Here is a 23,049-nt window from a genome sequence, read left to right on the forward strand (position 1 = left end):
GGCAGCGGAGACGGGCACGCCCAGGCGGCGCGCCGCGATGATAAGGAGCGCCGCAGCCGCCGCCCAGCGCGCGCGGCCGTGCTCAAAAACGAGGCAATCCAAAAAAACCCATTGCCTGGCGCGCACTTGCGCGCCGGCCCCACGGCTTGTCCACAGGGATGCCAACGTCGGCCGGGGACATCCGGCCGGTGCCGGTCAGAGTGTGATCGACAGCGTGTTGTCGCCCGGCTGCGGGTCGTTCCACAGCCCGAGCACGAAGCCGCCGAGCATGGCCGTCATCGGGTCCGTGCTCTGCGCCATGGCCTGCAGCGTGGCCTGCACGCTGGCGTCGCTCAGGTGCTCGTCGCCGGCGTAGTGCGCGACCATTGCCGGCACGATCAGCGGCACCAGCATCGCGATCGTCGGCGCCGGCAGCGAGTACGGCGCCGAGCCCAGCAGCCCGGCGACCAGCGTCTGCAGGCCGGTCTCCAGGTAGTTTCTGGACCAGGCGACGAAGTCGTTCGGGTGGCCGGCTGTCGCCTTGACGGTGCCGCTGGTGATGGCCAGCGTGCCGGCGTCGCGGTCGATCGTCACCAGGCGGTAGGGGCTGGGCGCGGTGACCGTCGAGCCGGTCTCGACGTCGTGAACCATGACGCCGCCGTAGCTGGCGCGCACGATGTCCTGGGCGTGATAGTGGCCGGTGAAGACCACCGTCAGCCCGGCCGCAGCGAAGGCGGCGGCCAGGGTCTGGCGGTCCTCGACGAGGTACTCGGGGAAGAAGCTCGACTGGCCGGGGAAGTGTTCGATCAGGCCGTGGTGCATGGTGCCGACGGCGGCGATGCCGCGTTCGCGCGCGATGCCCAGCCAGTGCTGCAGCCAGGCGAGCGTGTCGGCGCGCACGCGGCCGGCGGTGATCGGCGCGCTCGGATTCGCGCTCTCGGCATAACGGCAGGAGTCGATGGCGAAGAGCCAGACGCCCTCGCCCAGTTCGGTGACGTAGCTCAGCGAGGCAGGGTCGCGCGCGACGGCGTCGCCGTAGCCGCAGCGGGCGTAGATCGAGGCGAAGGCGGCGGCGTCGACGGTGGCCGCGGCGGTGGCCGGCACGCTGCGGAAGTCCTTGGCGTCGGGGTTGGCGACGTCGTGGTTGCCGGGGATCACGTAGGCGCGCACGCCCTGGGCGCGCAGCGCCTGCAGCTTGGCGGCGAGCAGTTCGTGGTTGACGCGTTCGCCGTCCTTGGTCAGGTCGCCGGAGATCAGCAACGCGTCGGGCTTGGCGGCGACGATCGCGGCCAGTGCGGCGTCGAAGATCTCGACGCTCTCCTTGATCATCTTGCGGTCCTGCAGCAGGTAGGCGTCGAGCTCGCTGCTGGTGCCCAGCGCCGTGGCGTCGTAGAGGTGCACGTCGCTCAGCACCGCCAGGCGCACCGGGCCGTCGTCGCCGCTGCCGCCGCAGCCGGTCAGCCAGGACGGCAGCGTGATGACGGTGGCCAGGCCGGCGGCGGTCTGCAGGAAGCGGCGGCGCGGCGGCGCCGGATGACGGGTGTTGTCGTTCGAAGAGGAAGTCATGGCGGTCCTGTGGTGTTCGTGCTCACGGCACGACGGCGGGCATTGCAGGCGCCGGGCGTGATCGCCGGATGACGGCCGCACGACATCCCGCCGGGCTTTGCGCCCCGTCAGGGCAGCGGGCATGCCGGCGCGGCCGCCACGGCTTCGTCATACACGCTTCACCCGGGCGTCACCCCGGGCCGCAACGATGACGGTCCATGCCCGACACGACCCTGACCCCGCCGCTCGCCGCCGCCCCGATCGAGGACCGCGCCGGTGCCCTGAGCCCCCGTGCCCCGCTGACGGCGGCGCCCGCCGCCGAGGCCGCGCTGCTCGTCGCCTGGGCACGCGACGAGGACGAGGTGCGCGAGGCCCAGCGCCTGCGCCACGAGGTCTTCGCCGGCGAGATGGGCGCGCGGCTGGAGGTGCCGGCCGGCACGCCGCCGGGGCTGGACGTCGACCGTTACGACGCCTTCTGCGAACACCTGCTGGTGCGCGCCCCGGGCGAAGCCGACGAGCCCGGTCCGGTCGTCGGCACCTACCGCGTGATGACGCCAGCGGCGGCCGCACGCGCCGGCGGGCTGTACAGCGACAACGAGTTCGACCTCGGCCCGCTGACGCCGCTGCGCGCGACGATGGTCGAGCTCGGCCGCTCCTGCGTGCACCCGGACTGGCGCTCCGGCGGCGTCGTCATGGCGCTGTGGGGCGCACTCGCCGCCTTCATGGTGCGCAACGGGCTGGAGACCATGGTCGGCTGCGCCAGCGTCGGCATGCGCGACGGCGGCCATGCCGCCGCCAGTCTGTGGCGCCGTCTGGAAGCGACGCACCTGGCCGCGCCCGAATGGCGCGTGACGCCGCGGCTGGCGTTGCCGGTCGACGAACTGCGCCAGGACCTGCCGGTCGACGCGCCGCCGCTGCTCAAGGGCTATCTGCGCTGCGGCGCGCGTGTGCTCGGCGCGCCGGCCTGGGATCCCGACTTCAAAACCGCCGACCTGCCGGTGATGCTGCGCCTGGCGGACCTGCCGGCGCGTTATCGCCGGCACTTCATCGGGGCCTGAGGCCGGCGGCGGCCTGTCCGCCCGCACGGCCCCGGTGCGCGCCGTCGGCGCGCGTCGCAGGCTGCCACAAATTGTGGCAATCCGATGAAAAGCCCCGTGAATCAAGCACCTGGCGACGCCGCGCACGAGTTGTCCACAGAGATGCCAACGTCAGGCGTGGAAATTCACACGGAAGACGCCGCGACCCGGCGCACCGAGGCCGGGCACCGGGCGAACACCGCTTGCACCGAGGCGGCGCAGAGGGTGTCAGGCAGGGGAAACTGAGCAAGCTTCGGGCCTGCGGAGGCACAAAAGCCGGCCCAAAAAGCGAAACCCCCTCCGGCCCAGGGGACCGGAGGGGGCGGGTGACCACTGGTCACCGATGGAGCTCCAGAGGAAAGTGGTCCGGGGCTCCCGACGCGCAGGAATTGCGCCGTCTTCCTAGATGCCTGCGTTCAGGCATCTCGAAGTTAGGCGACGCGCCGCGCAGGTTCAAGGCGGATTTTCACGCCGCGTGCACGTCAAGGGGGCGAGATCAAACGTTCGGCAAGAGAGCGCACACGCTGCTCGACGGCGGCGTCCATCGTGATCGGCCGGCCCCACTCGCGCGAGGTCTCGCCGGGCCACTTGTTGGTCGCGTCCAGGCCCATCTTGCCGCCCAGGCCGCTGACCGGCGAGGCGAAGTCCAGGTAGTCGATCGGCGTCTCGGAGACCAGCGTCGTGTCGCGCACCGGGTCCATGCGCGTCGTGATCGCCCAGATGACTTCGCGCCACTCGCGGATGTTCACGTCCTCGTCGGTGACGACGATGAACTTGGTGTACATGAACTGGCGCAGGAAGCTCCAGAGCCCGAACATCACGCGCTTGGCGTGGCCCGGGTAGGCCTTGCGGATCGAGATCACCGCCATGCGGTAGCTGCAGCCTTCGGGCGGCAGGTAGAAGTCGGCGATTTCCGGAAACTGCTTCTGCAGGATCGGCACGAAGACCTCGTTCAACGCCACGCCCAGCACCGCCGGCTCGTCGGGCGGCTTGCCGGTGTAGGTGGAGTGGTAGATCGGGTCGCGCCGGTGCGTGATGCGGTCGACCTGGAACACCGGGAACCAGTCCTGCTCGTTGTAATAGCCGGTGTGGTCGCCGAACGGGCCTTCCAGCGCATGCAGGTAGCCGCCGCGTTCGCAGAGCTTGACGCCGCGGTCGGACTCGCCGGTGAAGCCGGCAGGCGCCGGCGGGATGTGGCCTTCGAGCACGATCTCGGCGCTGGCCGGCACCTGCAGCGCCCGGCCTTCGCCGACGCCGGAGTCGACGAGTTCGGTGCGGCTGCCGCGCAGCAGGCCGGCGAACTGGTATTCGGACAGGCTGTCGGGCACCGGCGTCACGGCGCCGAGGATGGTCGCCGGGTCGGCGCCCAGAGCCACCGCGATCGGGAAGGGCTTGCCGGGGTTGGCGAGCGCGAACTCGCGGAAATCCAGCGCGCCGCCGCGGTGCGCCAGCCAGCGCATGATCAGCTGGTTGCGGCCGATCAGCTGCTGGCGGTAGATGCCCAGGTTCTGGCGCAGCCGCGGCGTGGCCACGGCCTGCGGGCCGCGCGTGACGACCAGGCCCCAGGTCAGCAGCGGGCCAGCGTCGCCGGGCCAGCAGGTTTGGATCGGCAGGCGGCCGAGGTCGACGTCCGGGCCCTGGAGCACCACCTCCTGGCAGGGCGCGCTGCGCTGCACCGAAGGCTTCATGTCCCACAGCGCCTTGGCCATCGACAGCAGCTTGCCGGCGTCCTTCAGGCCCTTGGGCGGCTCGGGCTCCTTGAGCCCGGCCAGCAGCCGGCCGACGTCGCGCAGCTCGGCGGTCGACGAGGCCCCCATTCCGAGGGCTACACGTTGGGGGGTGCCGAAAAGATTCAGCAGCACCGGGATCGAAAAACCGGTCGGGTTGCGGCACAGCACCGCCGGGCCGCCGGCACGCAGCAACTGGTCGCCCAGCGCGGTCATCTCGAGCACCGGAGACACCGGATCGGTGATGGTGCGCAGCTCTCCGCGGGCTTCGAGCTGGGTGATGAAGTCCCGCAAGTCTCGGTAGATCATTCTTCCTAGATATAAGAGGGAGACCTCATATTCTTGACCGGATATGAGAGCCTTCCTAAAATTCGTGCTGCCCTTGGATCTGAATCAGGGCAGACCCGTACCGTCCGCATCGTAATCACCAGGATCACCAGGACGGTCGCTGCAGTCCCGCTCCGCGCGGCCCGTTCGTCGGTCGCTTGCGGTAGTCGGTCGATTATCGCCGTCGCCCTGCCCCAGCGCCCCCTTCGGCGCCGCGGCCTTCGGGCATCCAGGACGGCGTTTTGAAGAGGGATGCGATGAAAGCCATTGCCGTGCTGCGCACCGCGCAGCAAGCCACAGGGCGCTCGCTGACGGTATTCGCTCGTGACGTCGGTCACGGCTTGCTCGAGATCGGGCACAACACCCTGGCCGTAGTCGGCCTTGCGGTGGTGGCGGTGCTCGTCTTCGTGGCCGGTCGGGAAGACCTGCGTCAGCAGGCCGAAACGAGGGCCTTCGAGTGGTTGCAGACGCGCCATGAAGTGCGCGTCGCCGCGACCACCGAGGCCGAGCTGGTGCCGGCCGAGCCGGAAGCCGTCAACCGGGCCACCGCGGCCGACCCGAAGGCGCTGACGCGCCAGCAGGCGGCCGTCGCGAGCTGGATCTCGCGCCGCTACAAGGTGGCGCCGGAGCCGATCAGCGCGCTGGTGCAGGAAGCCTGGGCCATCGGCCAGAAGGCCGGTCTGGACCCGACGCTGATCCTGGCCATCATGGCCGTCGAGTCGAGCTTCAACCCGTTCGCCCAGAGCTCGGTCGGGGCCCAGGGCCTGATGCAGGTGATGACCCGCATCCACGACGACAAGTACCAGGCCTTCGGCGGCACGCACGCCGCGTTCGACCCGATCAGCAACCTGCGCGTCGGCGTCCAGGTCTTGAAGGAGTGCATCACGCGCGCCGGCGGCCTGCAGGAAGGCCTGAAGCACTACGTCGGCGCCGCGCTGCAGGACAACGACAACGGCTACGTCGACCGCGTGATGACCGAGCAGGACTACCTGAAGCGTGTAGCTGCCGGCAGCCGCGTGCCGGTCACCGCGCCGATCAGCGTGCCGCGCGAGGCGGCGCCGATGCCGCTGCCCGCGGCACAGCCGGCGCCGCCGCGCGCCGAACAGCTGGCGATGCTGCGCCGCTGAATCCCGGCGTTTGACTTCGCCGCGGCGGCGGCTGCGGCCGCTGCCGTTACACTCCGCCTCCTGCGCGACTGGCGATGAGGGGCGGCACGACTGCCGGCCCCGAGGTGGATCGACCACCGGGAAGCGCAGGCCGGCCACCCGGCCGGCGTCCGCCGTTCGCCTGGGCAGCCCTCGACGACGCTCCGCCGCGGGGCGCTCGAAGGCCCTTCACTCCGAAGAGGACTGCCGTGTTCGACCGTTCCATTTCCACCCTCGCCAACGTCGACCCTGAAATCTGGGCGACCATCCAGGACGAGAACCGCCGCCAGGAAGAGCACATCGAGCTCATCGCGTCGGAGAACTACACCAGCCCCGCGGTGATGGCCGCGCAAGGCTCGCAGCTCACCAACAAGTACGCCGAGGGCTACCCCGGCAAGCGCTACTACGGCGGCTGCGAGTACGTCGACGTCGTCGAACAGCTGGCGATCGACCGCGTCAAGCAGCTCTTCGGCGCCAACTTCGCCAACGTGCAGCCCAACTCGGGCTCGCAGGCCAACCAGGCCGTGTTCTTCGGCCTGCTCGAGCCGGGCGACACGATCATGGGCATGAGCCTGTCCGAAGGCGGCCACCTGACGCACGGCATGCCGCTGAACATGAGCGGCAAGTGGTTCAAGGTCGTCAGCTACGGCCTGGACGCCAACGAAGCCATCGACTACGACGCGATGGAACGCCTGGCGCACGAGCACAAGCCCAAGCTGATCATCGCCGGCGCCTCGGCCTACAGCCTGCGCATCGACTTCGAACGTTTCGCCAAGGTCGCCAAGGCCATCGGCGCCTACTTCATGGTCGACATGGCGCACTACGCCGGCCTCGTCGCCGCAGGCGTCTACCCGAACCCGGTGCCGCATGCCGACGTCGTCACGTCCACCACGCACAAGAGCCTGCGTGGCCCGCGCGGCGGCATCATCCTGATGAACGACGAGGCGATCGCCAAGAAGATCAACAGCGCGATCTTCCCCGGCATCCAGGGCGGCCCGCTGATGCACGTCATCGCCGGCAAGGCCGTCGCCTTCAAGGAAGCGCTGGCGCCCGAGTTCAAGGCCTACCAGCAGCAGGTGGCGGCCAACGCCAAGGTGCTGGCCGAGACGCTGATCTCGCGCGGCCTGCGCATCGTCAGCGGCGGCACCGAGAGCCATGTGATGCTCGTCGACCTGCGCCCCAAGGGCCTGACCGGCAAGGAAGCGGAAGCCGTGCTGGGCAAGGCCCACATGACCTGCAACAAGAACGGCATCCCGAACGACCCGCAGAAGCCGATGGTCACCAGCGGCATCCGCCTGGGCACGCCGGCGATGACGACGCGCGGCTTCAAGGAAGACGAGGCGCGCCGCACCGCGCACCTGATCGCCGACGTGCTCGACAACCCGCACGACGAGGCGAACATCGCCGCGGTGCGCGAGAAGGTCGCGGCGCTGACGCGCGACTTCCCGGTCTACCGCTGAGCGGGAGCGGCGGCGCATGCGTTGTCCGTACTGCGCCCACGGCGAGACGCAGGTCGTCGAGACCCGCGAGTCCGACGAGGGCGGCGTCGTGCGCCGGCGCCGCCGCTGCCTGAAGTGCGAGAAGCGCTTCACGACCTACGAACGCGCCGAGGTCGCGATGCCCGCCGTCGTCAAGAAGGACGGCGCGCGTGTCGAGTTCGACCCCGAGAAGCTGCGCTCGTCGATGATGCTGGCGCTACGCAAGCGCCCGGTCGGCGTCGAGAAGATCGACGCGGCGATCGAGCGCATCCAGGAGCAGCTCGTCGCCGGCGGCGCGCGCGAGGTGCCGAGCACGCGCGTCGGCGAGCTCGTGATGCGCGAACTCGAGAAGCTGGACAAGGTGGCCTATGTGCGCTTCGCGTCGGTCTACCGCAGCTTCGAGGACGTCGACGAGTTCAGCCAGCTGATCCGCGACATCTGAGTCGCTGATCCCCCGCGCGGGGGCGCCCGAAGCTCCCGCCGCGAGGGGAGCGCGCGGCGTCTTGCGTCTTCCTAGAGTGCCCCGGCACCGGAGGACGACATGGCCCGCGACCCGCTGCCCCAGCCACCGAACACGCCGCGCCCGCGCGGCCTGACGCTGATCGAGAGCGCCGTCACGCTGGCGCTGGCCGCGCTCGTCGTCGGCCTGGCCGTGCCGGGCTTCGCGACGATGCAGGAGCGCGAGCGCCTGCGCGGCGTCGCCGCCCAGCTCGAGACCGACATCATGTATGCGCGCAGCCTGGCGACGGCACGGTCGGACGGCGTGCGGCTGGAGTTCGCCGGCCCACGCTGCTGGCTGCTGCACGACGGCGCGCCCGGCTGCAGCTGCGACGGCCCCGTGCCGATCTGCGAGGGCCGCCGCGTGCTGCGCTACGTGAACCTCGGCGACACGCACCCGGTGCAGCTGCTGTCCAACAGCGGCTCGCTGCTCTTCGACCCGACCCGCGGCACCGTCACGCCCACCGCGACGGTGCGGCTGTCGCTGCCGTCGGGACCGCGGCTGCACCTCGTCGTCAACCTGATGGGCCGGGTGCGGCGCTGCTCGCCCGACGGCCTGCCCGGCGAAGCGCCCTGCTGATCCCTCGAACGCGGGGCAAGGGCCGCGACGAGCGGCGCCCACGCCACGACGAACGGTGCCGGCGGGGCCGGCGCTGCGAATAATCGGTCACATGTCCATCCGGTGCCGTCGGTGTTCCGCTGGGGGGCCAGCGCAGGGCTTCACGCTCATCGAACTGGCCATCGTGGTCGTCGTGCTCGGCGTGCTCGCCGCGGTGGCGCTGCCGTCCTTCATGGACAGCATCCGCAAGGGCCGCCGCTCCGACGCCTATGCCGCGGTGGCCGCGGTGCAGCAGGCGCAGGAACGCTGGCGCAGCAACCACGCCCAGTACACGACCTCGCTGACCGACTTGGGGCTCAGCAGCAGCAGCTCGTCGGGCCACTACACGATCGAGATCGGCAGCTCGGGCGCCGCCGGCGACACGCTGTCCAGCGCCTACGTCGTCACCGCCCGCGGCAACCGCGGCAGCAGCCAGGCCTCGGACAGCCAGTGCCGCAACATGAGCATGCGGCTGCGCGGCGGCAACCTCGAATACGCCGGCTGCGGCAGCTGTGGCGACTTCAGCTACGCGGTGACCAACGCCTGCTGGCCCAAATGACGCCGCCCCGCCGCCTCCGCCGCCGCGGCCTGACCCTGGTCGAGCTGATGGTCGTCGTCGCGCTGCTGGGCGTGCTGCTGGCGCTGGGCGCGCCGTCGCTGTTCGACTACATCCGCGTGCAGCGCCTGAAGAGCATCAGCGCGCAGCTCGGCACCGACGTCCAGTTCGCGCGCGGCCAGGCCGTGGCGCACGGGCTGCGCTCGTTCGTGCTGTTCCCGGCCGCCGGCACGGCGGTGTCCTGCTACACGATCTACGAGCTGCGCCCCGGCGCCGACGCCACCAAGCTGTACTGCGACTGCACGCTGGGCCCGGGCAATGCCTGCTCGAACCCGGTGTCGGTCGAACTGCGCACCGTCATGCTGCCTGCCGACGGCGGCGTGCACCTGCAACTGGCGGTCGGCGACCGCGGCTTCGGCTTCGACCCGCTGACCGGCGGCCTGCTGACGCACAGCTCCGACTGGCTGCCCGAACCGCTGGACGCCTTCGTCATCAACACGGTGCTCGACGGCACCCGCAGCCTGCGCACCACGGTCGGCCGCGCCGGCCGGCCCACGGTCTGCGGCACGCAGGCCGCGCTGGGAGCGCAGACGTGCTGAACGCCGCACGCCGCAGGCCGGCGCGTCGCCAGCGCGGGCTGTCGATCGTCGAGCTGATGGTCGGCGTGACGATCGGCCTGCTGGTCGTCGCCGCGTCGGCGCTGCTGGTCTCGGGCCAGCTCACCGAGAACCGCCGGCTGCTGCTGGAGACGCAGCTGCAGCAGGACCTGCGCGCCACCACCGACATCATCGTGCGCGACCTGCGCCGCGCCGGCATCTGGAACGACGCGCAGAACAGCGGCCCGTGGTCCACCGAGAACACCGACCCGCAGTGCAACCGCTACGCGACGGTGCGCATCGCCGACACCCAGGACTCGGTCGTCTACCGCTACTACCGCAACGGCGACAACAACAGCGCCACCGGCATCAAGCTCGAGAACGGCGTGCTGAAGTCCGGCATCCAGGGCGCGGCCGTCGTGGCCGGCAGCACCTGCGCCCAGAACGCGAACCCGCCGAGCTGGCAGGAACTGACCGACAGCCGCACGCTGCGCATCACGAAGTTCCAGGTCAGCTGGCAGGACGACGGCTCCACGCCCCAGCCCCTGCCCTGCGCCAAGCTCTGCGCCGACGGCAGCACCAGCTGCTGGCCGGTGCTCGACGTGCGCCTGGTGAAGATCGAGATCGAAGCCGCTTCGGTCGCCGACCCGAGCGTGACGCGCGCGATGCAGGCGACGGTGAAGCTGCGCAACGACTTCATCGACTACCGCGACGCCGCGCACCCGACGCGCGTGTGCCCGACATGAAGCGCGGCACCGCCCCGGCGCCCCGTCGCCGCCAGCACGGTCTGGCGGCGCTGGCCGTGGTGCTGCTGCTGTTCTTCGTCGTCTCGCTGGTCGCCGCCTACACCAGCCGCAATCTGATCTTCGAGCAGCGCACCGGCGTCAACCAGTACCGCTCGACGCAGGCGATGGAGACCGCCGAGGCGGGCCTCGAGTGGGCCCTGCTCAAGCTCAACGGCGGCCGCATCGACGCCAGCTGCGCACCGAGCACGACGATCACGGACACGCCGTTCCGCGAGCGCTACCTGGTCACCGACGCCGACACCGGCTTCGTCGGCGCCAAGCTCGACGCCAGCGGCAACGTCGCCTTCGCCACCTGCGTGCGCGACGGCAGCGGCTGGAGCTGCCGCTGCCCGGCAAGCGGCACCGAGCTGCCCGACCCTCCCGCCGGCGACGGCCCGCATCCGGCCTTCCGCGTCGCAATCGTCGGGTCGGCCCTGAGGCCCGGGCTGGTGCGCATCTACGCCAACGGCTGCACCCGGCTGGCCGAGGAGTGCCTGAGCTTCTCGGCAAACATGTCCAGCCTGCCGCTGGTGCGCGCGATCGCCCCTGCCGGCGAAGGCTTCGCGGCCATCTCCACCTGGGCCGCGATGGCCGGGCGCACCGCGGCGGTCGAACGCGACAGCAGCAAGACGGTGGTGACGGCGCTGCCGCGCGACACGCTGATCGTGCGCGGCAACCTGACGACCGACGGCGGCGGCACGCTGCGCGTGGCGCGCACCGGCTCGGCCAGCGGCTACTCGGTGCGCGTCGGCGGCAGCAGCATCCCGAGCGCGATCGAGGCGCTCGGCGCGCCGGGCTCGCCGGCCGACGGCAGCGCGACGCTCAGCCCGGACCCGTCGCTGCGCGACATCGTCGGCACCGGCGACACGCCGGTCAGCACGCGCATGTTCGCCTCGGTCTTCATGATGCGGCCCGAAACCTTCCGCGACCAGCCGGGTGCCGTGCTGCTCGACTGCGCCACCGTCAGCTGCGACGGCAGCACGCTGGCCACCAAGGTCGCGCGCAACCCCGGGCGGCCGATCTGGGTCGAGGGCAACCTCGTGCTCGACGGCAGCGGCGACATCGGCAGCGCCGCGGCACCGGTGCTGATCGTCGTCACCGGCAACCTCGACTTCGACGCCGGCGGGCGCCCGGTGCACGGCCTGGTCTACGGCCGGGCGACGAGCTGGCGGCTGAGCGGCACGGCGCACGTGCAGGGCGCGCTGATCGCCGAGAACGACCTGGTCGTGGCCACCACGACGGGCAGTTCGATCGACCACGACGCCGACACGCTGCGTCACCTGTCGACGCTGGTCGGCTCGTTCACGCGCGTCGCCGGCAGCTGGAAGGACTTCCCGTGAGCGCGCATCGGCTTCGTCGCAGGTCGCGCGGCGTCTCGCTGGTCGAGGCGCTGGTCGCGTTGGCCGTGATGGCCATCGGCCTGCTCGGCGTCGTCGGGCTGCAGGCCACGCTGCGCGCCACCGCCGACGTCTCGCGCCAGCGCAGCGAGGCGGTGCGCATCGCCCAGGAACGGCTGGAGCAGCTGCGCGGCTACAGCTCGCTCGACGGCACGGACGGCCAGACCTACGAGTCGATCACCACCGCCCCCGGGCAGCGGGTCGACACCCCGCTCGCGAACACCGAGTTCACGCTGCGCCAGACCGTGACCGACACCGCGGCCGACGCCGGACGCGCGAAGATGGTCGCGATCCAGGTCGCCTGGCGCGACCGCCGCGCGGAGACGGACAACCAGTGGGTCGACTTCGCGGCCTTCATCACCGGCACGCCGCCCGACCTGGCCGGTGCGCTGTTCCTGCCCGCCGACGCCACCACCCTGGCGCAGCCGAAGTCGCGCCACGCGGCGATCCCGGTGCAGGCCAGCGACAACGGCGACGGCACCAGCAGCTTCCGCCCGCTGGGCAGCGACCAGGTCGCCTTCACCTTCAACAACCTCACCGGGGTCATCACCAGCATCTGCATCCCGGCCACCAACTGCACCAGCGTCAACGCCTACCTGCTGTCGGGCTACGTGCGTTTTGCCACCGGCGTGCAGCCGACCCCGGCGCTGGCCGAAGTGCCGCCGCCCTTGTCGCCCGACGACCTGGCGTCGATCCCGGCCTGGCCCACGGCCTTCGTCAGCGTGCAGCGTACCGGCTCGCCGACGCCGGCGCCGGACACCTGCGTGCACCTGGTCTACCCCGCCTACGTCGCCTATTACTGCGCCGTGCCGGTCTCGACGGCCACCAAGATGTGGTCCGGCCGCTCGTCGGTCTGGCCGACGAACCTGGCGACGACGACGCCCGACACGACGACTTCGGCCAGCCGCGTCAAGGTCTGCCGCTACGCGCCGACGGCCAGCCCGACGCGCAACGTCGACCACCCGGCCAACTACAGCAACGTCGGCGGCCCGCTGACGAACCAGAACTTCCTCGTCATCACCGCCGGCACCGGCAGCGACACCGTGCCCGGCACGGCCTGGACCTGCCCCGGCGACGACACCGCCACGCCCATCGTCTCGGCCACCTGGCAGCACCAGCCGTAGCATCGGCGTCCCGCCCGAGCCGGGCCGCCGCCTGCCCACCGATGCCGATCTCCCCGCTGGACCGCAGCCGTCTCCTCGAAGCCCTCGCGCTCGCCGAAGGCTCGATCGGCCTCACCGACCCGAACCCGCGTGTCGGCTGCGTCGTCGGCCACGAAGACGGGCGCGTGCTCGGCCGCGGCGCGACGCAGCGCGCCGGCGAGGCCCATGCCGAGGTGATGGCCTTGCGCGACGCGGCCGCCGCCGGCCACGACCTGCGCGGCGCCACGGCCTGGGTCACGCTCGAACCCTGCGCCCACCACGGCCGCACGCCGCCGTGCTGCGACGCTCTGGTCGCCGCCGGCATCGCCCGCGTCGTCGTCGCGCTCGGCGACCCCTTCCCGCAGGTCGCCGGCGCCGGCATCGCGCGGCTGCGTGCCGCCGGCGTGGCCGTCGAGATGGCCGACGCCGAGGTCGCCGAGGCCGCGCGCGAGCTCAACATCGGCTTCCTGTCGCGCGTGCAACGCGGCCGCCCCTGGGTGCGCATGAAGATCGCCGCCTCGCTGGACGGCCGCACCGCGCTGGCCAACGGCGCCAGCCAGTGGATCACCGGGCCCGAGGCGCGCGCCGACGGCCATGCCTGGCGCCGGCGCGCCGGCTGCGTGCTGACCGGCATCGGCACCGTGCTCGACGACGATCCGCGGCTGGACGTGCGCCTGGTGCCGACCGCGCTGCAGCCGATGCGCGCGGTGCTCGACTCGCGGCTGCGCACGCCGCCCGGCGCGCGGCTCATCCCGGCGCCGGGCCGCTGCCTGGTCTACACCGCCAGCGACGACGAAGGCGCGGCGCAGGCGCTGCGCGCGGCCGGCGCCGAGGTGCGCCGGCACGCCGACCCGCACGGCCGCGTCGACCTGCCCGCGGTGCTGGCCGACCTGGCGGGCCAGGGCGTCAACGAACTGCACGTCGAGGCCGGCGCAGGGCTCAACGGCGCGATGCTGGCGGCCGGCCTGGTCGACGAACTGCTGGTCTACGCCGCGCCGCTGCTGCTCGGCGAGGGGCGCGGCATGGCCGCGCTCGGGCCTTTCGAAACGCTCGCGCAGGGGCTGCGCTGGCACTACGTCGACGCGCAGCGCATCGGTCCTGACCTGCGGCTGCGCCTGCGCACGGAGAGCGCTGCGGCCATGTGAATGGGGGGACGCCACCTAGGGGGGCCGTCGCTATGATCGTTTCAAAGGGTTGCACGCGCTCCTGCGTGCGACGCGCGAGGAGGTCTCGAACGATGGTTTCCATCCAACGCTGGGGTCGTGTCGCCCTGGCCACCGGCTCGGTGGTCTTCGCGGGCGCCGTGTTCGCCGCGCCGACCACGTATTACGGCTTCGACGCGAGCCCGCAAAGCCAGGTCCCCGCCAACGGTGCGTCCAAGGCCGAACACGACGCCTTCCTCCTCGCGCTCGGCGGCGGCAAGGTCGCCACCGAGAGCTTCGAGAGCTACGCCTACCTGTCGACTCCGGCGGCGCTGTTCTCGTCCACCGCGTCGCTGTCCATCGCCGACCAGGCTGGCCGCAGCCGCATCGGCAAGGAGTCCTTCGACGACGGCGGCAACAGCGCCGGCCGCTTCAACACGACGCCCGACGGGCAGTACTTCTGGGAAAGCTCGCGTTCGTTCACGCTGAGCTTCGACACCGCGATCAACGGCTTCGGCTTCTATGCCACCGACGTCGGCGACTTCAAGGGCGTGCTGACGGTGACGATCAACGGCGAGGACTACGTGGTCTACGACGGCAGCGAAGGCGGCAGCACGACCAGCCGAGCGGCCGGCACGAGTTCCGAGCCCACCGCGACCAACGGCAGCCTGCTGTTCTGGGGCATCACCGACTTCGACACCGCGTTCAAGCAGATCGTCGTCACCGTGTCGCAGCCCAGCGGCGCGGACAGCGACGCCCTGGGCTTCGACGACATGCTCGCGGCCGTGGCCGCCTCGACGCCGCCGAGCGAAGTGCCCGAGCCCGCGTCGCTGGCGCTCGCCGGCCTGGCGCTGGCCGGTGCCGCGGCCACGCGCCGCCGCCGCCAGGGCTGAAGCGCCGCCTCGGGCGGCTCGATTTCACGGGCGGACGCCGCGAGGCGTCCGCCCTTTCGTTTGCCCGTCCGGGAGGCGCCGGGAGCGACGCCTACAATTCCACGATGCCGATTTCCCCTGTCCCCGAGCTGGTCGCCGAACTGGCGGCCGGCCGCATGGTCATCCTCGTCGACGAGGAAGACCGCGAGAACGAGGGTGACCTCGTGCTCGCCGCCGAGCACGTCACCCCCGAGGCGATCAACTTCATGGCCCGCTACGGCCGCGGCCTGATCTGCCTGACGCTGACGCGCGATCGCTGCGAGCGCCTGCAGCTGCACCCGATGGCCGCGCGCAACGGCACCCGCATGGGAACCGCCTTCACCGTGTCGATCGAGGCCGCCTCCGGCGTCACGACCGGCATCTCGGCAGCCGACCGCGCGCGCACCGTGCAGGCCGCCGTCGCCCGCGACGCCAAGGCCAGCGACCTGGTGCAGCCCGGCCACATCTTCCCGCTGATGGCCCAGGACGGCGGCGTGCTGATGCGCGCCGGCCATACCGAAGCCGGCTGCGACCTCGCCGGCATGGCCGGGCTGACGCCGGCCGCGGTGATCTGCGAGATCATGAAGGACGACGGCACGATGGCGCGCCTGCCGGACCTGGAGATCTTCGCCCGCGAGCACGGCCTGAAGATCGGCACCATCGCCGACCTGATCCACTACCGCAGCCGCAACGAGACGCTGATCCAGCGTGTCGGCCAGCGCCGCGTGACGACGCCGCACGGCGAGTTCGACTGCATCGCCTACCGCGACAAGGGCGGCGGCCTGCACCTGGCGCTGACCCACGGCCGCTGGACCCCGGCCGACGAGGTGACGGTGCGCGTGCACGAGCCCTTCACCGTCTTCGACGTGCTCGACGCCTGCGGCGGCAGCCACTCCTGGCCGCTGCCGGCGGCGCTGGCGGCGCTGCAGGCCGCCGAACGCGGCTGCGCGGTGCTGCTCAACTGCACCCACGACATCGACACGCTGCTGCCGCAGCTCGTGCCGCCGGAGCAGCGCGAGGCCACGCCGCGCACGCCGGCCGACCTGCGCACCTACGGCGTCGGCGCGCAGATCCTGCGCGAGCTGGGCGTGCGCCGCATGCGCCTGCTCGGCAACCCGCGCCGCATGCCGAGCATGCCGGGCTACGGCCTGGAGATCACCGGCTTCGTCGCCGCGCACGCCTGAGGACCACCATGCAGAACGCAGAACAGGGCCAGGCGACCGATCTCGACGGTCGCGGCCTGCGCATCGCCATCGTGCGGGCGCGTTTCAACGACTCGATCACCGCCGCGCTGGCCGATGCCTGCCGCGCCGAGCTGGCGCGCCTGGAGGTCGACGCGGCCGACGTGCGCGAAGTCACCGTGCCCGGTGCGCTCGAGGTGCCGGTGGCGCTGGCCGCGCTGGCCGCCTCGGGCGGCTACGACGCGCTGGTCGCGCTGGGCTGCATCATCCGCGGCGAGACCTACCACTTCGAACTGGTGGCCAACGAAAGCGGCGCCGGCGTCACGCGCGTCGCGCTGGACCACCGCCTCCCCATCGCCAACGCCATCCTGACCGTCGAGAACGAAGCCCAGGCCTGGGCCCGTGCCGAGGACAAGGGCCGCGACGCCGCGCGCGTCGCCGTCGAGATGGCGAACCTGCTGGAAGACCTGTCGTGAGCACCGAACCCACCGCCGCACGCAAGCGCGCCGCGCCCAAGTCCGCCCGCCGCCGTTCGCGCGAGATCGCGCTGCAAGGCCTGTACGAATGGCTGATCAGCGGCGCCGACGCAGGCACCATCGACGCCCACATGCGCGAGCAGGACGGCTTCGACAAGTGCGACCGCGCCCACTTCGACGCCCTGCTGCACGGCTGCATCGCCGAAGCCTCGGCGCTGGACGCGGTGCTCGCGCGCCACGTTGACCGCCGCACCAACCAGCTCTCGCCGGTCGAGCACGCGGTGCTGATGATCGGCGCCTACGAGCTGACGCACTGCATGGAAGTGCCGTACCGCGTCGCGATCAACGAAGCCGTCGAGCTCGCCAAGAGCTTCGGCGGCACCGACGGCCACAAGTACGTCAACGGCGTGCTCGACAAGGCGGCCGGCGACCTGCGCCCGGCCGAGGTCGCGCAGCGCCGCGCCCAGGGGGCCTGATGCGCGTCGCCAGCCGGGTCGCACGCATCGACCCGTTCTACGTCATGGAATGCGCCAAGGCGGCCGACCGCATCGCCGCCAGCCCCGCCTGCGACCCCGCACGCGGCGGCGAGCCGATGATCTACCTGAACATCGGCGAACCCGACTTCACGGCGCCGCCGGGCGTGCAGCGCGCCGCCGAGGCCTGCCTGGCCGCCGGCCGCACGCAGTACACGCCGGCGCTGGGCCTGCCCGCGCTGCGCGAACGCATCGCCGGCTGGTACCGCACACGCTGGGGCGTCGACGTCGACCCGGCGCGCATCGCCGTCACCGCCGGCGCGTCGGCGGCGCTTCAGCTCGTCTGCCTGGCCTTGTTCGAGGCCGGCGACGAGGTGCTGATGCCGGACCCGAGCTACCCCTGCAACCGCCATTTCGTCGCCGCCGCCGGCGGCACGGCGCGGCTGGTGCCGGCGGTGCCCGCGGCGCGTTTCCAGCTCGACGCCGGCTCGGTGGCCGCGCACTGGACGCCGGCCACGCGCGGCGTGCTGCTGGCCTCGCCGAGCAACCCGACCGGCACCTCGATCGCGCCGGCCGAGATGGCCGCCATCGCCGAGACCGTGCGCGAACGCGGCGGCGTCACGATCGTCGACGAGATCTACCTCGGCCTGGGCTACGACGAGGCCTTCGGCCACACGGCGCTGGCGCTGGGCGAGGACATCGTCTCGATCAACAGCTTCTCCAAGTACTTCAGCATGACCGGCTGGCGCGTCGGCTGGGTGGTGCTGCCGACGGCGCTGGTCGGCGCGGTCGAGAAGCTGGCGCAGAACCTCTTCATCTGCCCCTCGACGGTGGCCCAGCACGCCGCGCTGGCCTGTTTCGAGCCCGAGGCCATCGACGAATACGAACGCCGGCGCGAGGAGTTCCGCCGCCGCCGCGACTTCATCGTGCCCGAGTTGCAGAAGCTGGGCCTCGCGGTGCCGGTCGTGCCCGACGGCGCGTTCTACGCCTGGGCCGACTGCTCGCGCTATTCGCCCAGCAGCTGGGACTTCTGCATGCAGATGATGGAGCGTGCCCACGTCGCGATGACGCCGGGCCGCGACTTCGGCCCGGCCGCCGCCGAGCGCTACCTGCGCCTGTCCTTCGCCAACTCGATGGCCCAGCTCGAAGCCGCGATCGCGCGCCTGGCGCGCGAACTCCGATGAGCCCGCGGCAGCCCCGCCGGCCCGGGGGCCGTTGCTGCGCTGCCGCATAATCGCCCGCCGATGTCCGAGACCGCCGCTTTCCGCCACCGCGTCCGCGTCTACTGGGAAGACACCGACGCCGGCGGCGTCGTCTACTACGCGAACTACCTGAAGTTCTTCGAGCGTGCCCGCACCGAGTGGCTGCGCTCGCTGGGCATCGGCCAGGAAGCCGGGCGCGTCGCCACCGGCACCGTTTTCGTCGTCGCCGACGCCACCGTCTCCTACCGCCGCCCGGCGCGGCTGGACGACGAGATCGTCGTCACCGCCAGCGTGCGCGAGCTCTGCCGCGCCTCGCTCGTCTTCGCCCAGCAGGCCTGGCGCGGCGAGGAGCTGCTGGCCGAAGCCGAGGTCCGTGTCGGCTGCGTCGACGCCGCGACCTTCCGCCCCGTGCGCATCCCGCTCCAGATCTTCGACGCCCTCCGATGAACCAGGATCTTTCGATCGTCTCCCTCGTGCTGCAGGCGAGCGCCGTCGTGCAGCTCGTGATGGCCGGCCTGGCGCTGGTCTCTCTGGCCAGCTGGACCGTCATCTTCGGCAAGCTCTTCGGCCTGCGCACCGTGCGCAGCCGCAACGAAGCCTTCGAACGCGAGTTCTGGTCGGGCCGCAGCCTGACCGAGCTGAACCAGGCGGCCACGAACAAGACCGACGCGGCGCCGATCGAACGCATCTTCGCCAGCGGCATGCGCGAGTTCCTGAAGCTGCGCGAACGCCGCCTGGACGCCGGCGCCCAGCTCGACGGCGCACGCCGCGCGATGCGCGCCAGCTTCCAGCGCGAGCTCGATGCGATCGAGAGCCACCTCAGCTTCCTCGCCTCGGTCGGCTCGGTCTCGCCCTACGTCGGCCTGTTCGGCACCGTCTGGGGGATCATGCATGCCTTCGTCGGCCTGTCCAACCTGCAGCAGGTGACGCTGGCCACCGTCGCGCCGGGCATCGCCGAGGCGCTGGTGGCCACCGCGATCGGCCTGTTCGCGGCGATCCCGGCGGTCATCGCCTACAACCGCTTCGCGCGCGACATCGACCGCATCGCGATCCAGTTCGAGACCTTCATCGAGGAGTTCTCGAACATCCTGCAGCGCAACGCGTCGGGCCCGGCCGGGAGCGTCTGAGATGCCTGCCGTGGCTTCCCGCGGCGGCCGCGGCCGCCGCCGATCGGTCAACGAGATCAACATGGTCCCGTTCATCGACGTGATGCTGGTGCTGCTGATCATCTTCATGGTCACCGCGCCGCTGATCACCACCGGCGTCGTCGACCTGCCCTCGGTCGGCAAGTCGCAGCAGCGGCCGAGCGCGGTGGTCGAGATCGTCGTCGGCAGCGACGAGACGCTGAAGCTGCGCCTGATCGACGGCAGCAAGGCCGGCGAGCCCGAGGCGGTCAAGCTGCCGCAGCTCGTGGCCCGCGTGCGCGAGGCGCAGGACGGCAAGGCCGAGGTGCCGGTCGTCATCAGCGCCGACCGCAACGTCAAGTACGAGAGCGTCGTGCGCGTGATGGACACGCTGCAGCGCGCCGGCGTGCAGCGCGTCGGCCTCTCGGTCAAGCAGGGAGCCTGAGCCCGTGGCGCATGACGCGCTGCAGCCCCGCCCGGCCGACAGCCTGCTGACCGGCGCCGGGCTGGCGCTGCTCGTTCACCTGCTGCTGATCGTCGGCCTGACGGTCGCCGTCGACTGGCACTCGGCCGAACCCGAGACGGTCAGCGCCGAGCTCTGGGCCGCCGTGCCCGAGACCGCCGCGCCGCCGCCCGCGCCCGAGCCGCCGGCCCCGGCACCCGAACCGAAGCCCGAACCCAAGCCCGCGCCGGAGCCCAAGCCGGCGCCGCCGCAGGCCGCGCCCGACCGCGACGCGCAGATCGCGATCGAACGCGCCGAACGCCGCAAAAAGGAAGAGGAGCGCGAGAAGCGCGAACTCGCCGAGAAGCAGGCGGCAGAGAAGAAGGCCGCCGAGAAGAAGGCACGCGAAAAGGAAGAAGCCGACAAGAAGGCGCGCGAGAAGGAAGAGGCCGACAAGAAGGCCAAGGCCGAAGCCGACGCGAAGAAGAAGGCCGATGCGCAGAAAGCCGCCGACCAGAAGGCCGAGGCCCAGCGCCTGGCCAAGCTGCGCGACGACCAGCTGAAGCGCATGCAGAACTCGCTCGGCGGCACCGGCACCGGCTCGCCGACGTCCACCGGCACCGGCGCACGCGACGCCGGGCCCTCGGCCTCCTACGGCGGCAAGCTGCGCCGGCTGATCAAGGACAACACGATCTTCAACGAGTCGGTGAACGGCAATCCGCAGGTCGAGATCGAGGTTCGCGCCGGCCCGACCGGCACGATCATCGCCCGCCGCGTCACCAAGCCCAGCGGCCTGCCCTCATGGGACGACGCGGTGATCCGCGCCATCGACCGCATGGGCACGCTGCCGCGCGACGTCGACGGCCGCGTGCCGCCGGTGATCGTCATCACCGCCCGGCCGCACGACTGATCAGCACTCGGCGCCGCCGGCCACGCGCAGGTCCTGCGTGTGCGCCCAGGCGGCGGCCAGCGCCACGCGCACGCCCTCGACCTGCGTCGCCAGCGGCAGGCTGGGCCCCGGCCGGCGCGCCGCCTGCGCCGGCAGCAGCGGCAGGTGCATGAAACCGCCGCGCACGCCCGGCCGCGCCGCCAGCCGGTGCATCAGGCCGTAGAAGACGTGGTTGCAGACGTAGGTGCCGGCGGTCTGCGACACCGAGGCCGGCAGGCCGGCGCCCTGCAGCGCCGCGACCATCGCCTTGATCGGCAGCGTCGAGAAGTACGCCGCCGGGCCGCCCGCCACCACCGGCGCGTCGACCGGGCAGGCGCCCAGGTTGTCGGGCAAACGCGCGTCGTCGACGTTGATCGCGACGCGCTCGACGCTGAAGTCGGCGCGCCCGGCGGCCTGGCCCAGGCACAGCACCAGCGCCGGCGCGTGCTGCGCCAGGCCGGCGTCCAGCGCGTCCAGCGCGACACCGAAGGCACAGGGCAGGCGCAGCGCGGCGACGCGCGCGCCGCCGAGTTCGCTGCCGTCCAGCGCGGCGCAGACCTCCCACGACGGGTTGAGCTCCTCGCCGCCGAACGCGTCGAATCCGGTCACCAGCAGGACAGGTTTGCTTGCATTCATCGGATTAATGTCACTTTAAGTCAGACCGAAGACAGTGCCGCGTGACTTCGATCTCTCCCGCCGACACTGAACCACCACGCTGGACGATAAGCGCCAGCGTCGAGACTCTGCTGCTGGGCGCCAGCCTGTTCTGGGCCGTCGCCGTCAACCAGCGCTTCTTCGCCGGCGCGCTGGCCGGCCACCCGGGCGACAACCTCGGCTTCACGCTCGCGCTGGGGCTGGCGCTGGTGGCGCTGAACTTCCTGCTGCTGGCGCCGTTCGCCACGCGCCACAGCGTCAAGCCGCTGCTGGCGCTGATGTTCGTCGCCACCGCCTTCGCCGCGCACTACATGAACCGGCTGGGCGTCTACCTCGACCCGTCGATGCTGCGCAACGTGATGCGCACCGACGTGCGCGAAGCCAGCGAGCTGTTCACGCCCTCGCTCGTGCCCGACCTGCTGCTGCTGGCGGTGCTGCCGCTGGTGGTGCTCTGGCGCGTGCGCATCGTGCGCCGCGCCGGCTGGGCGACGGCACTGGGCGTGCGCATCGCCGGCATCGGCATCGCCGCCGCGGTGCTGGTCGGCACGGTGGTCGCGCAGTACCAGCCGCTGGCCTCGCTGATGCGCAACCAGAAGGAACTGCGCTACCTGATCACGCCGGCCAACTACGTCTGGTCGCTGGCCAGCGTCTTCGGCCGCGACGCGCGCGCCAGCGGCCCGAAGAAGGTGCTGGGCGCCGACGCCCGCCCGGGGCCGAGCTGGAAGACCGACACCCGCCCGCGCGTCGTCGTCTTCGTCGTCGGCGAGACCGCACGCGCCGCCAACTGGGGCCTGGACGGCTACAGCCGCCAGACCACGCCCCAGCTCGCGTCGCTGCCGGTCGTCGCCTTCCGCGACGTGACGAGCTGCGGCACCAACACCGAGGTCTCGGTGCCGTGCATGTTCTCGGCGCTGGGCCGGCGCCACTACGACGAGGACACGATCCGCGGCAGCGAGTCGCTGCTGAACCTGCTGGCGCGTGCCGGCGTCGGCGTGCGCTGGCGCGACAACCAGTCCGGCTGCAAAGGCGTCTGCGACGGCGTGCCGACCGAGACCGCGGCCGAGGTCGCGCCGCCGGCACTGTGCCCGGATGGCGCCTGCCTCGACGAAGCGCTGCTCGCCGGCCTGGACGACTGGCTGAACAAGGTCGACGGCCGGCAGATCCTGGTGCTGCACCAGCTCGGCAACCACGGCCCGGCCTACTTCCGCCGCTACCCGCCCGAGTACGAACGTTTCCAGCCGGCCTGCCGCAACGAGGACCTGCGCAGCTGCACGCGCGAACAGATCGTCAACGCCTACGACAACGCCCTGCTCTACACCGACCACGTGCTGGCGACGCTGGTACGCACGCTGCAGGCCCACGCCGACCGCGTCGACGCGACGATGATCTACGTCTCCGACCACGGCGAGTCGCTGGGCGAGAACAACTTCTACCTGCACGGCCTGCCCTACGCGATCGCGCCACAGGAGCAGAAGAAGGTGCCGATGGTCGTCTGGGCCAACAGCGGCGGCCCGCTGGACACCGGCTGCCTGGCGCGCAAGGCCGCCGAGCCGGCCAGCCACGACAACCTGTTCCACCTGATGCTCGGCCTGCTCGACGTGCAGACCTCGCTGTACGAACCCGAGATGGACCCGAGCCACGGCTGCCGCCGCGAGCCGGGCGCCTGA

The 23,049-nt window shown here is 71.7% G+C and carries 24 protein-coding genes and 1 riboswitch; of the genes, 21 read left to right on the top strand and 3 right to left on the bottom strand.

All coding sequences use genetic code 11. The features are described from left to right. Nucleotides 1-195: 195 nt before the first annotated feature. Entirely contained in the window at nucleotides 196-1,545 is a 1,350-nt protein-coding gene (locus tag RGE_RS18995) for a metallophosphoesterase family protein (protein ID WP_014430078.1), read from the bottom strand. A gap of 197 nt (nucleotides 1,546-1,742) precedes the next feature. On the opposite strand from RGE_RS18995, the gene RGE_RS19000 reads away from it, so the two are divergent. Continuing rightward, entirely contained in the window at nucleotides 1,743-2,582 is an 840-nt protein-coding gene (locus tag RGE_RS19000) for a GNAT family N-acetyltransferase (protein ID WP_014430079.1), read from the top strand. 500 nt (nucleotides 2,583-3,082) lie between these two features. On the opposite strand, the gene RGE_RS19005 is transcribed toward RGE_RS19000, so the two are convergent. Further along, on the bottom strand, nucleotides 3,083-4,636 hold the full coding sequence (locus tag RGE_RS19005; protein ID WP_014430080.1) for a UbiD family decarboxylase: 1,554 nt from the start codon (nucleotides 4,634-4,636) through the stop codon (nucleotides 3,083-3,085). A 275-nt stretch (nucleotides 4,637-4,911) separates the two neighbouring features. On the opposite strand from RGE_RS19005, the gene RGE_RS19010 reads away from it, so the two are divergent. The 19 genes from RGE_RS19010 to tolA all read left to right on the top strand — a co-directional run bounded on the left by RGE_RS19010 (nucleotide 4,912) and on the right by tolA (nucleotide 20,710). After that, complete coding sequence (locus RGE_RS19010; RefSeq protein WP_014430081.1) at nucleotides 4,912-5,781, top strand: lytic transglycosylase domain-containing protein; 870 nt, start codon at nucleotides 4,912-4,914, stop codon at nucleotides 5,779-5,781. 54 nt (nucleotides 5,782-5,835) lie between these two features. Further along, nucleotides 5,836-5,954: riboswitch (ZMP/ZTP riboswitch) on the top strand. Nucleotides 5,955-6,008: 54 nt separating this feature from the next. Then, on the top strand, nucleotides 6,009-7,259 hold the full coding sequence (glyA, locus tag RGE_RS19015; protein ID WP_014430082.1) for a serine hydroxymethyltransferase: 1,251 nt from the start codon (nucleotides 6,009-6,011) through the stop codon (nucleotides 7,257-7,259). Between the two features lie 16 nt (nucleotides 7,260-7,275). Further along, the gene (nrdR, locus tag RGE_RS19020; RefSeq protein WP_014430083.1) at nucleotides 7,276-7,719 is read left to right on the top strand and encodes a transcriptional regulator NrdR; all 444 of its coding nucleotides are present in this window, start codon (nucleotides 7,276-7,278) and stop codon (nucleotides 7,717-7,719) included. Nucleotides 7,720-7,818: 99 nt separating this feature from the next. Then, nucleotides 7,819-8,355 carry a GspH/FimT family pseudopilin gene (locus RGE_RS19025; RefSeq protein WP_014430084.1) on the top strand — a complete coding sequence of 179 codons (537 nt, stop codon included), beginning with the start codon at nucleotides 7,819-7,821 and terminating at the stop codon, nucleotides 8,353-8,355. A gap of 91 nt (nucleotides 8,356-8,446) precedes the next feature. Continuing rightward, on the top strand, nucleotides 8,447-8,932 hold the full coding sequence (locus tag RGE_RS19030) for a type IV pilin protein (protein WP_014430085.1): 486 nt from the start codon (nucleotides 8,447-8,449) through the stop codon (nucleotides 8,930-8,932). Beyond that, nucleotides 8,929-9,528, top strand: a complete 600-nt coding sequence (locus RGE_RS19035) for a prepilin-type N-terminal cleavage/methylation domain-containing protein (protein WP_014430086.1) — start codon at nucleotides 8,929-8,931, stop codon at nucleotides 9,526-9,528. Before RGE_RS19030 ends, RGE_RS19035 begins: the two co-directional genes overlap by 4 nt. Next, nucleotides 9,522-10,271 carry a PilW family protein gene (locus RGE_RS23400; protein ID WP_014430087.1) on the top strand — a complete coding sequence of 250 codons (750 nt, stop codon included), beginning with the start codon at nucleotides 9,522-9,524 and terminating at the stop codon, nucleotides 10,269-10,271. Before RGE_RS19035 ends, RGE_RS23400 begins: the two co-directional genes overlap by 7 nt. After that, a complete protein-coding gene (locus tag RGE_RS19045) occupies nucleotides 10,268-11,650 on the top strand; it encodes a PilX N-terminal domain-containing pilus assembly protein (RefSeq protein WP_014430088.1) in 1,383 nt (460 codons plus the stop codon). Before RGE_RS23400 ends, RGE_RS19045 begins: the two co-directional genes overlap by 4 nt. Next, on the top strand, nucleotides 11,647-12,831 hold the full coding sequence (locus tag RGE_RS19050) for a type IV pilus modification PilV family protein (protein WP_014430089.1): 1,185 nt from the start codon (nucleotides 11,647-11,649) through the stop codon (nucleotides 12,829-12,831). Before RGE_RS19045 ends, RGE_RS19050 begins: the two co-directional genes overlap by 4 nt. Before the next feature lie 41 nt (nucleotides 12,832-12,872). Then, nucleotides 12,873-13,994: a bifunctional diaminohydroxyphosphoribosylaminopyrimidine deaminase/5-amino-6-(5-phosphoribosylamino)uracil reductase RibD gene (ribD, locus tag RGE_RS19055; RefSeq protein ID WP_014430090.1), complete on the top strand. Its 1,122-nt coding sequence runs from the start codon at nucleotides 12,873-12,875 to the stop codon at nucleotides 13,992-13,994. 92 nt (nucleotides 13,995-14,086) lie between these two features. Further along, on the top strand, nucleotides 14,087-14,884 hold the full coding sequence (locus RGE_RS24725) for a PEP-CTERM sorting domain-containing protein (RefSeq protein WP_014430091.1): 798 nt from the start codon (nucleotides 14,087-14,089) through the stop codon (nucleotides 14,882-14,884). A 104-nt stretch (nucleotides 14,885-14,988) separates the two neighbouring features. Continuing rightward, complete coding sequence (gene ribBA, locus RGE_RS19065; RefSeq protein ID WP_014430092.1) at nucleotides 14,989-16,086, top strand: bifunctional 3,4-dihydroxy-2-butanone-4-phosphate synthase/GTP cyclohydrolase II; 1,098 nt, start codon at nucleotides 14,989-14,991, stop codon at nucleotides 16,084-16,086. Between the two features lie 8 nt (nucleotides 16,087-16,094). Further along, entirely contained in the window at nucleotides 16,095-16,559 is a 465-nt protein-coding gene (gene ribH, locus RGE_RS19070) for a 6,7-dimethyl-8-ribityllumazine synthase (RefSeq protein ID WP_014430093.1), read from the top strand. Then, complete coding sequence (gene nusB / locus RGE_RS19075; protein ID WP_014430094.1) at nucleotides 16,556-17,035, top strand: transcription antitermination factor NusB; 480 nt, start codon at nucleotides 16,556-16,558, stop codon at nucleotides 17,033-17,035. Before ribH ends, nusB begins: the two co-directional genes overlap by 4 nt. After that, the gene (locus tag RGE_RS19080; protein WP_014430095.1) at nucleotides 17,035-18,216 is read left to right on the top strand and encodes a pyridoxal phosphate-dependent aminotransferase; all 1,182 of its coding nucleotides are present in this window, start codon (nucleotides 17,035-17,037) and stop codon (nucleotides 18,214-18,216) included. The genes nusB and RGE_RS19080 overlap by 1 nt, the downstream gene beginning before the upstream one ends. A 60-nt stretch (nucleotides 18,217-18,276) precedes the next feature. Beyond that, the gene (ybgC, locus tag RGE_RS19085) at nucleotides 18,277-18,681 is read left to right on the top strand and encodes a tol-pal system-associated acyl-CoA thioesterase (protein ID WP_014430096.1); all 405 of its coding nucleotides are present in this window, start codon (nucleotides 18,277-18,279) and stop codon (nucleotides 18,679-18,681) included. Then, the gene (gene tolQ / locus RGE_RS19090; RefSeq protein ID WP_014430097.1) at nucleotides 18,678-19,361 is read left to right on the top strand and encodes a protein TolQ; all 684 of its coding nucleotides are present in this window, start codon (nucleotides 18,678-18,680) and stop codon (nucleotides 19,359-19,361) included. The genes ybgC and tolQ overlap by 4 nt, the downstream gene beginning before the upstream one ends. 1 nt (nucleotide 19,362) lies before the next feature. After that, nucleotides 19,363-19,803, top strand: coding sequence for an ExbD/TolR family protein (locus RGE_RS19095; protein WP_014430098.1), 441 nt, complete (start codon nucleotides 19,363-19,365; stop codon nucleotides 19,801-19,803). Between the two features lie 4 nt (nucleotides 19,804-19,807). After that, entirely contained in the window at nucleotides 19,808-20,710 is a 903-nt protein-coding gene (tolA, locus tag RGE_RS19100; RefSeq protein ID WP_014430099.1) for a cell envelope integrity protein TolA, read from the top strand. Here tolA and pcp read toward each other — a convergent pair whose 3' ends face one another. Continuing rightward, nucleotides 20,711-21,364: a pyroglutamyl-peptidase I gene (gene pcp / locus RGE_RS19105; protein ID WP_014430100.1), complete on the bottom strand. Its 654-nt coding sequence runs from the start codon at nucleotides 21,362-21,364 to the stop codon at nucleotides 20,711-20,713. A gap of 41 nt (nucleotides 21,365-21,405) precedes the next feature. Between pcp and RGE_RS19110 the strand changes: the two genes are divergently transcribed. Beyond that, nucleotides 21,406-23,049 (top strand): phosphoethanolamine transferase, encoded by a 1,644-nt coding sequence (locus RGE_RS19110; protein ID WP_014430101.1) that lies wholly within the window; start codon nucleotides 21,406-21,408, stop codon nucleotides 23,047-23,049.

The organism is Rubrivivax gelatinosus IL144, assembly GCF_000284255.1.
GTDB lineage: Bacteria > Pseudomonadota > Gammaproteobacteria > Burkholderiales > Burkholderiaceae_C > Rubrivivax > Rubrivivax gelatinosus_A.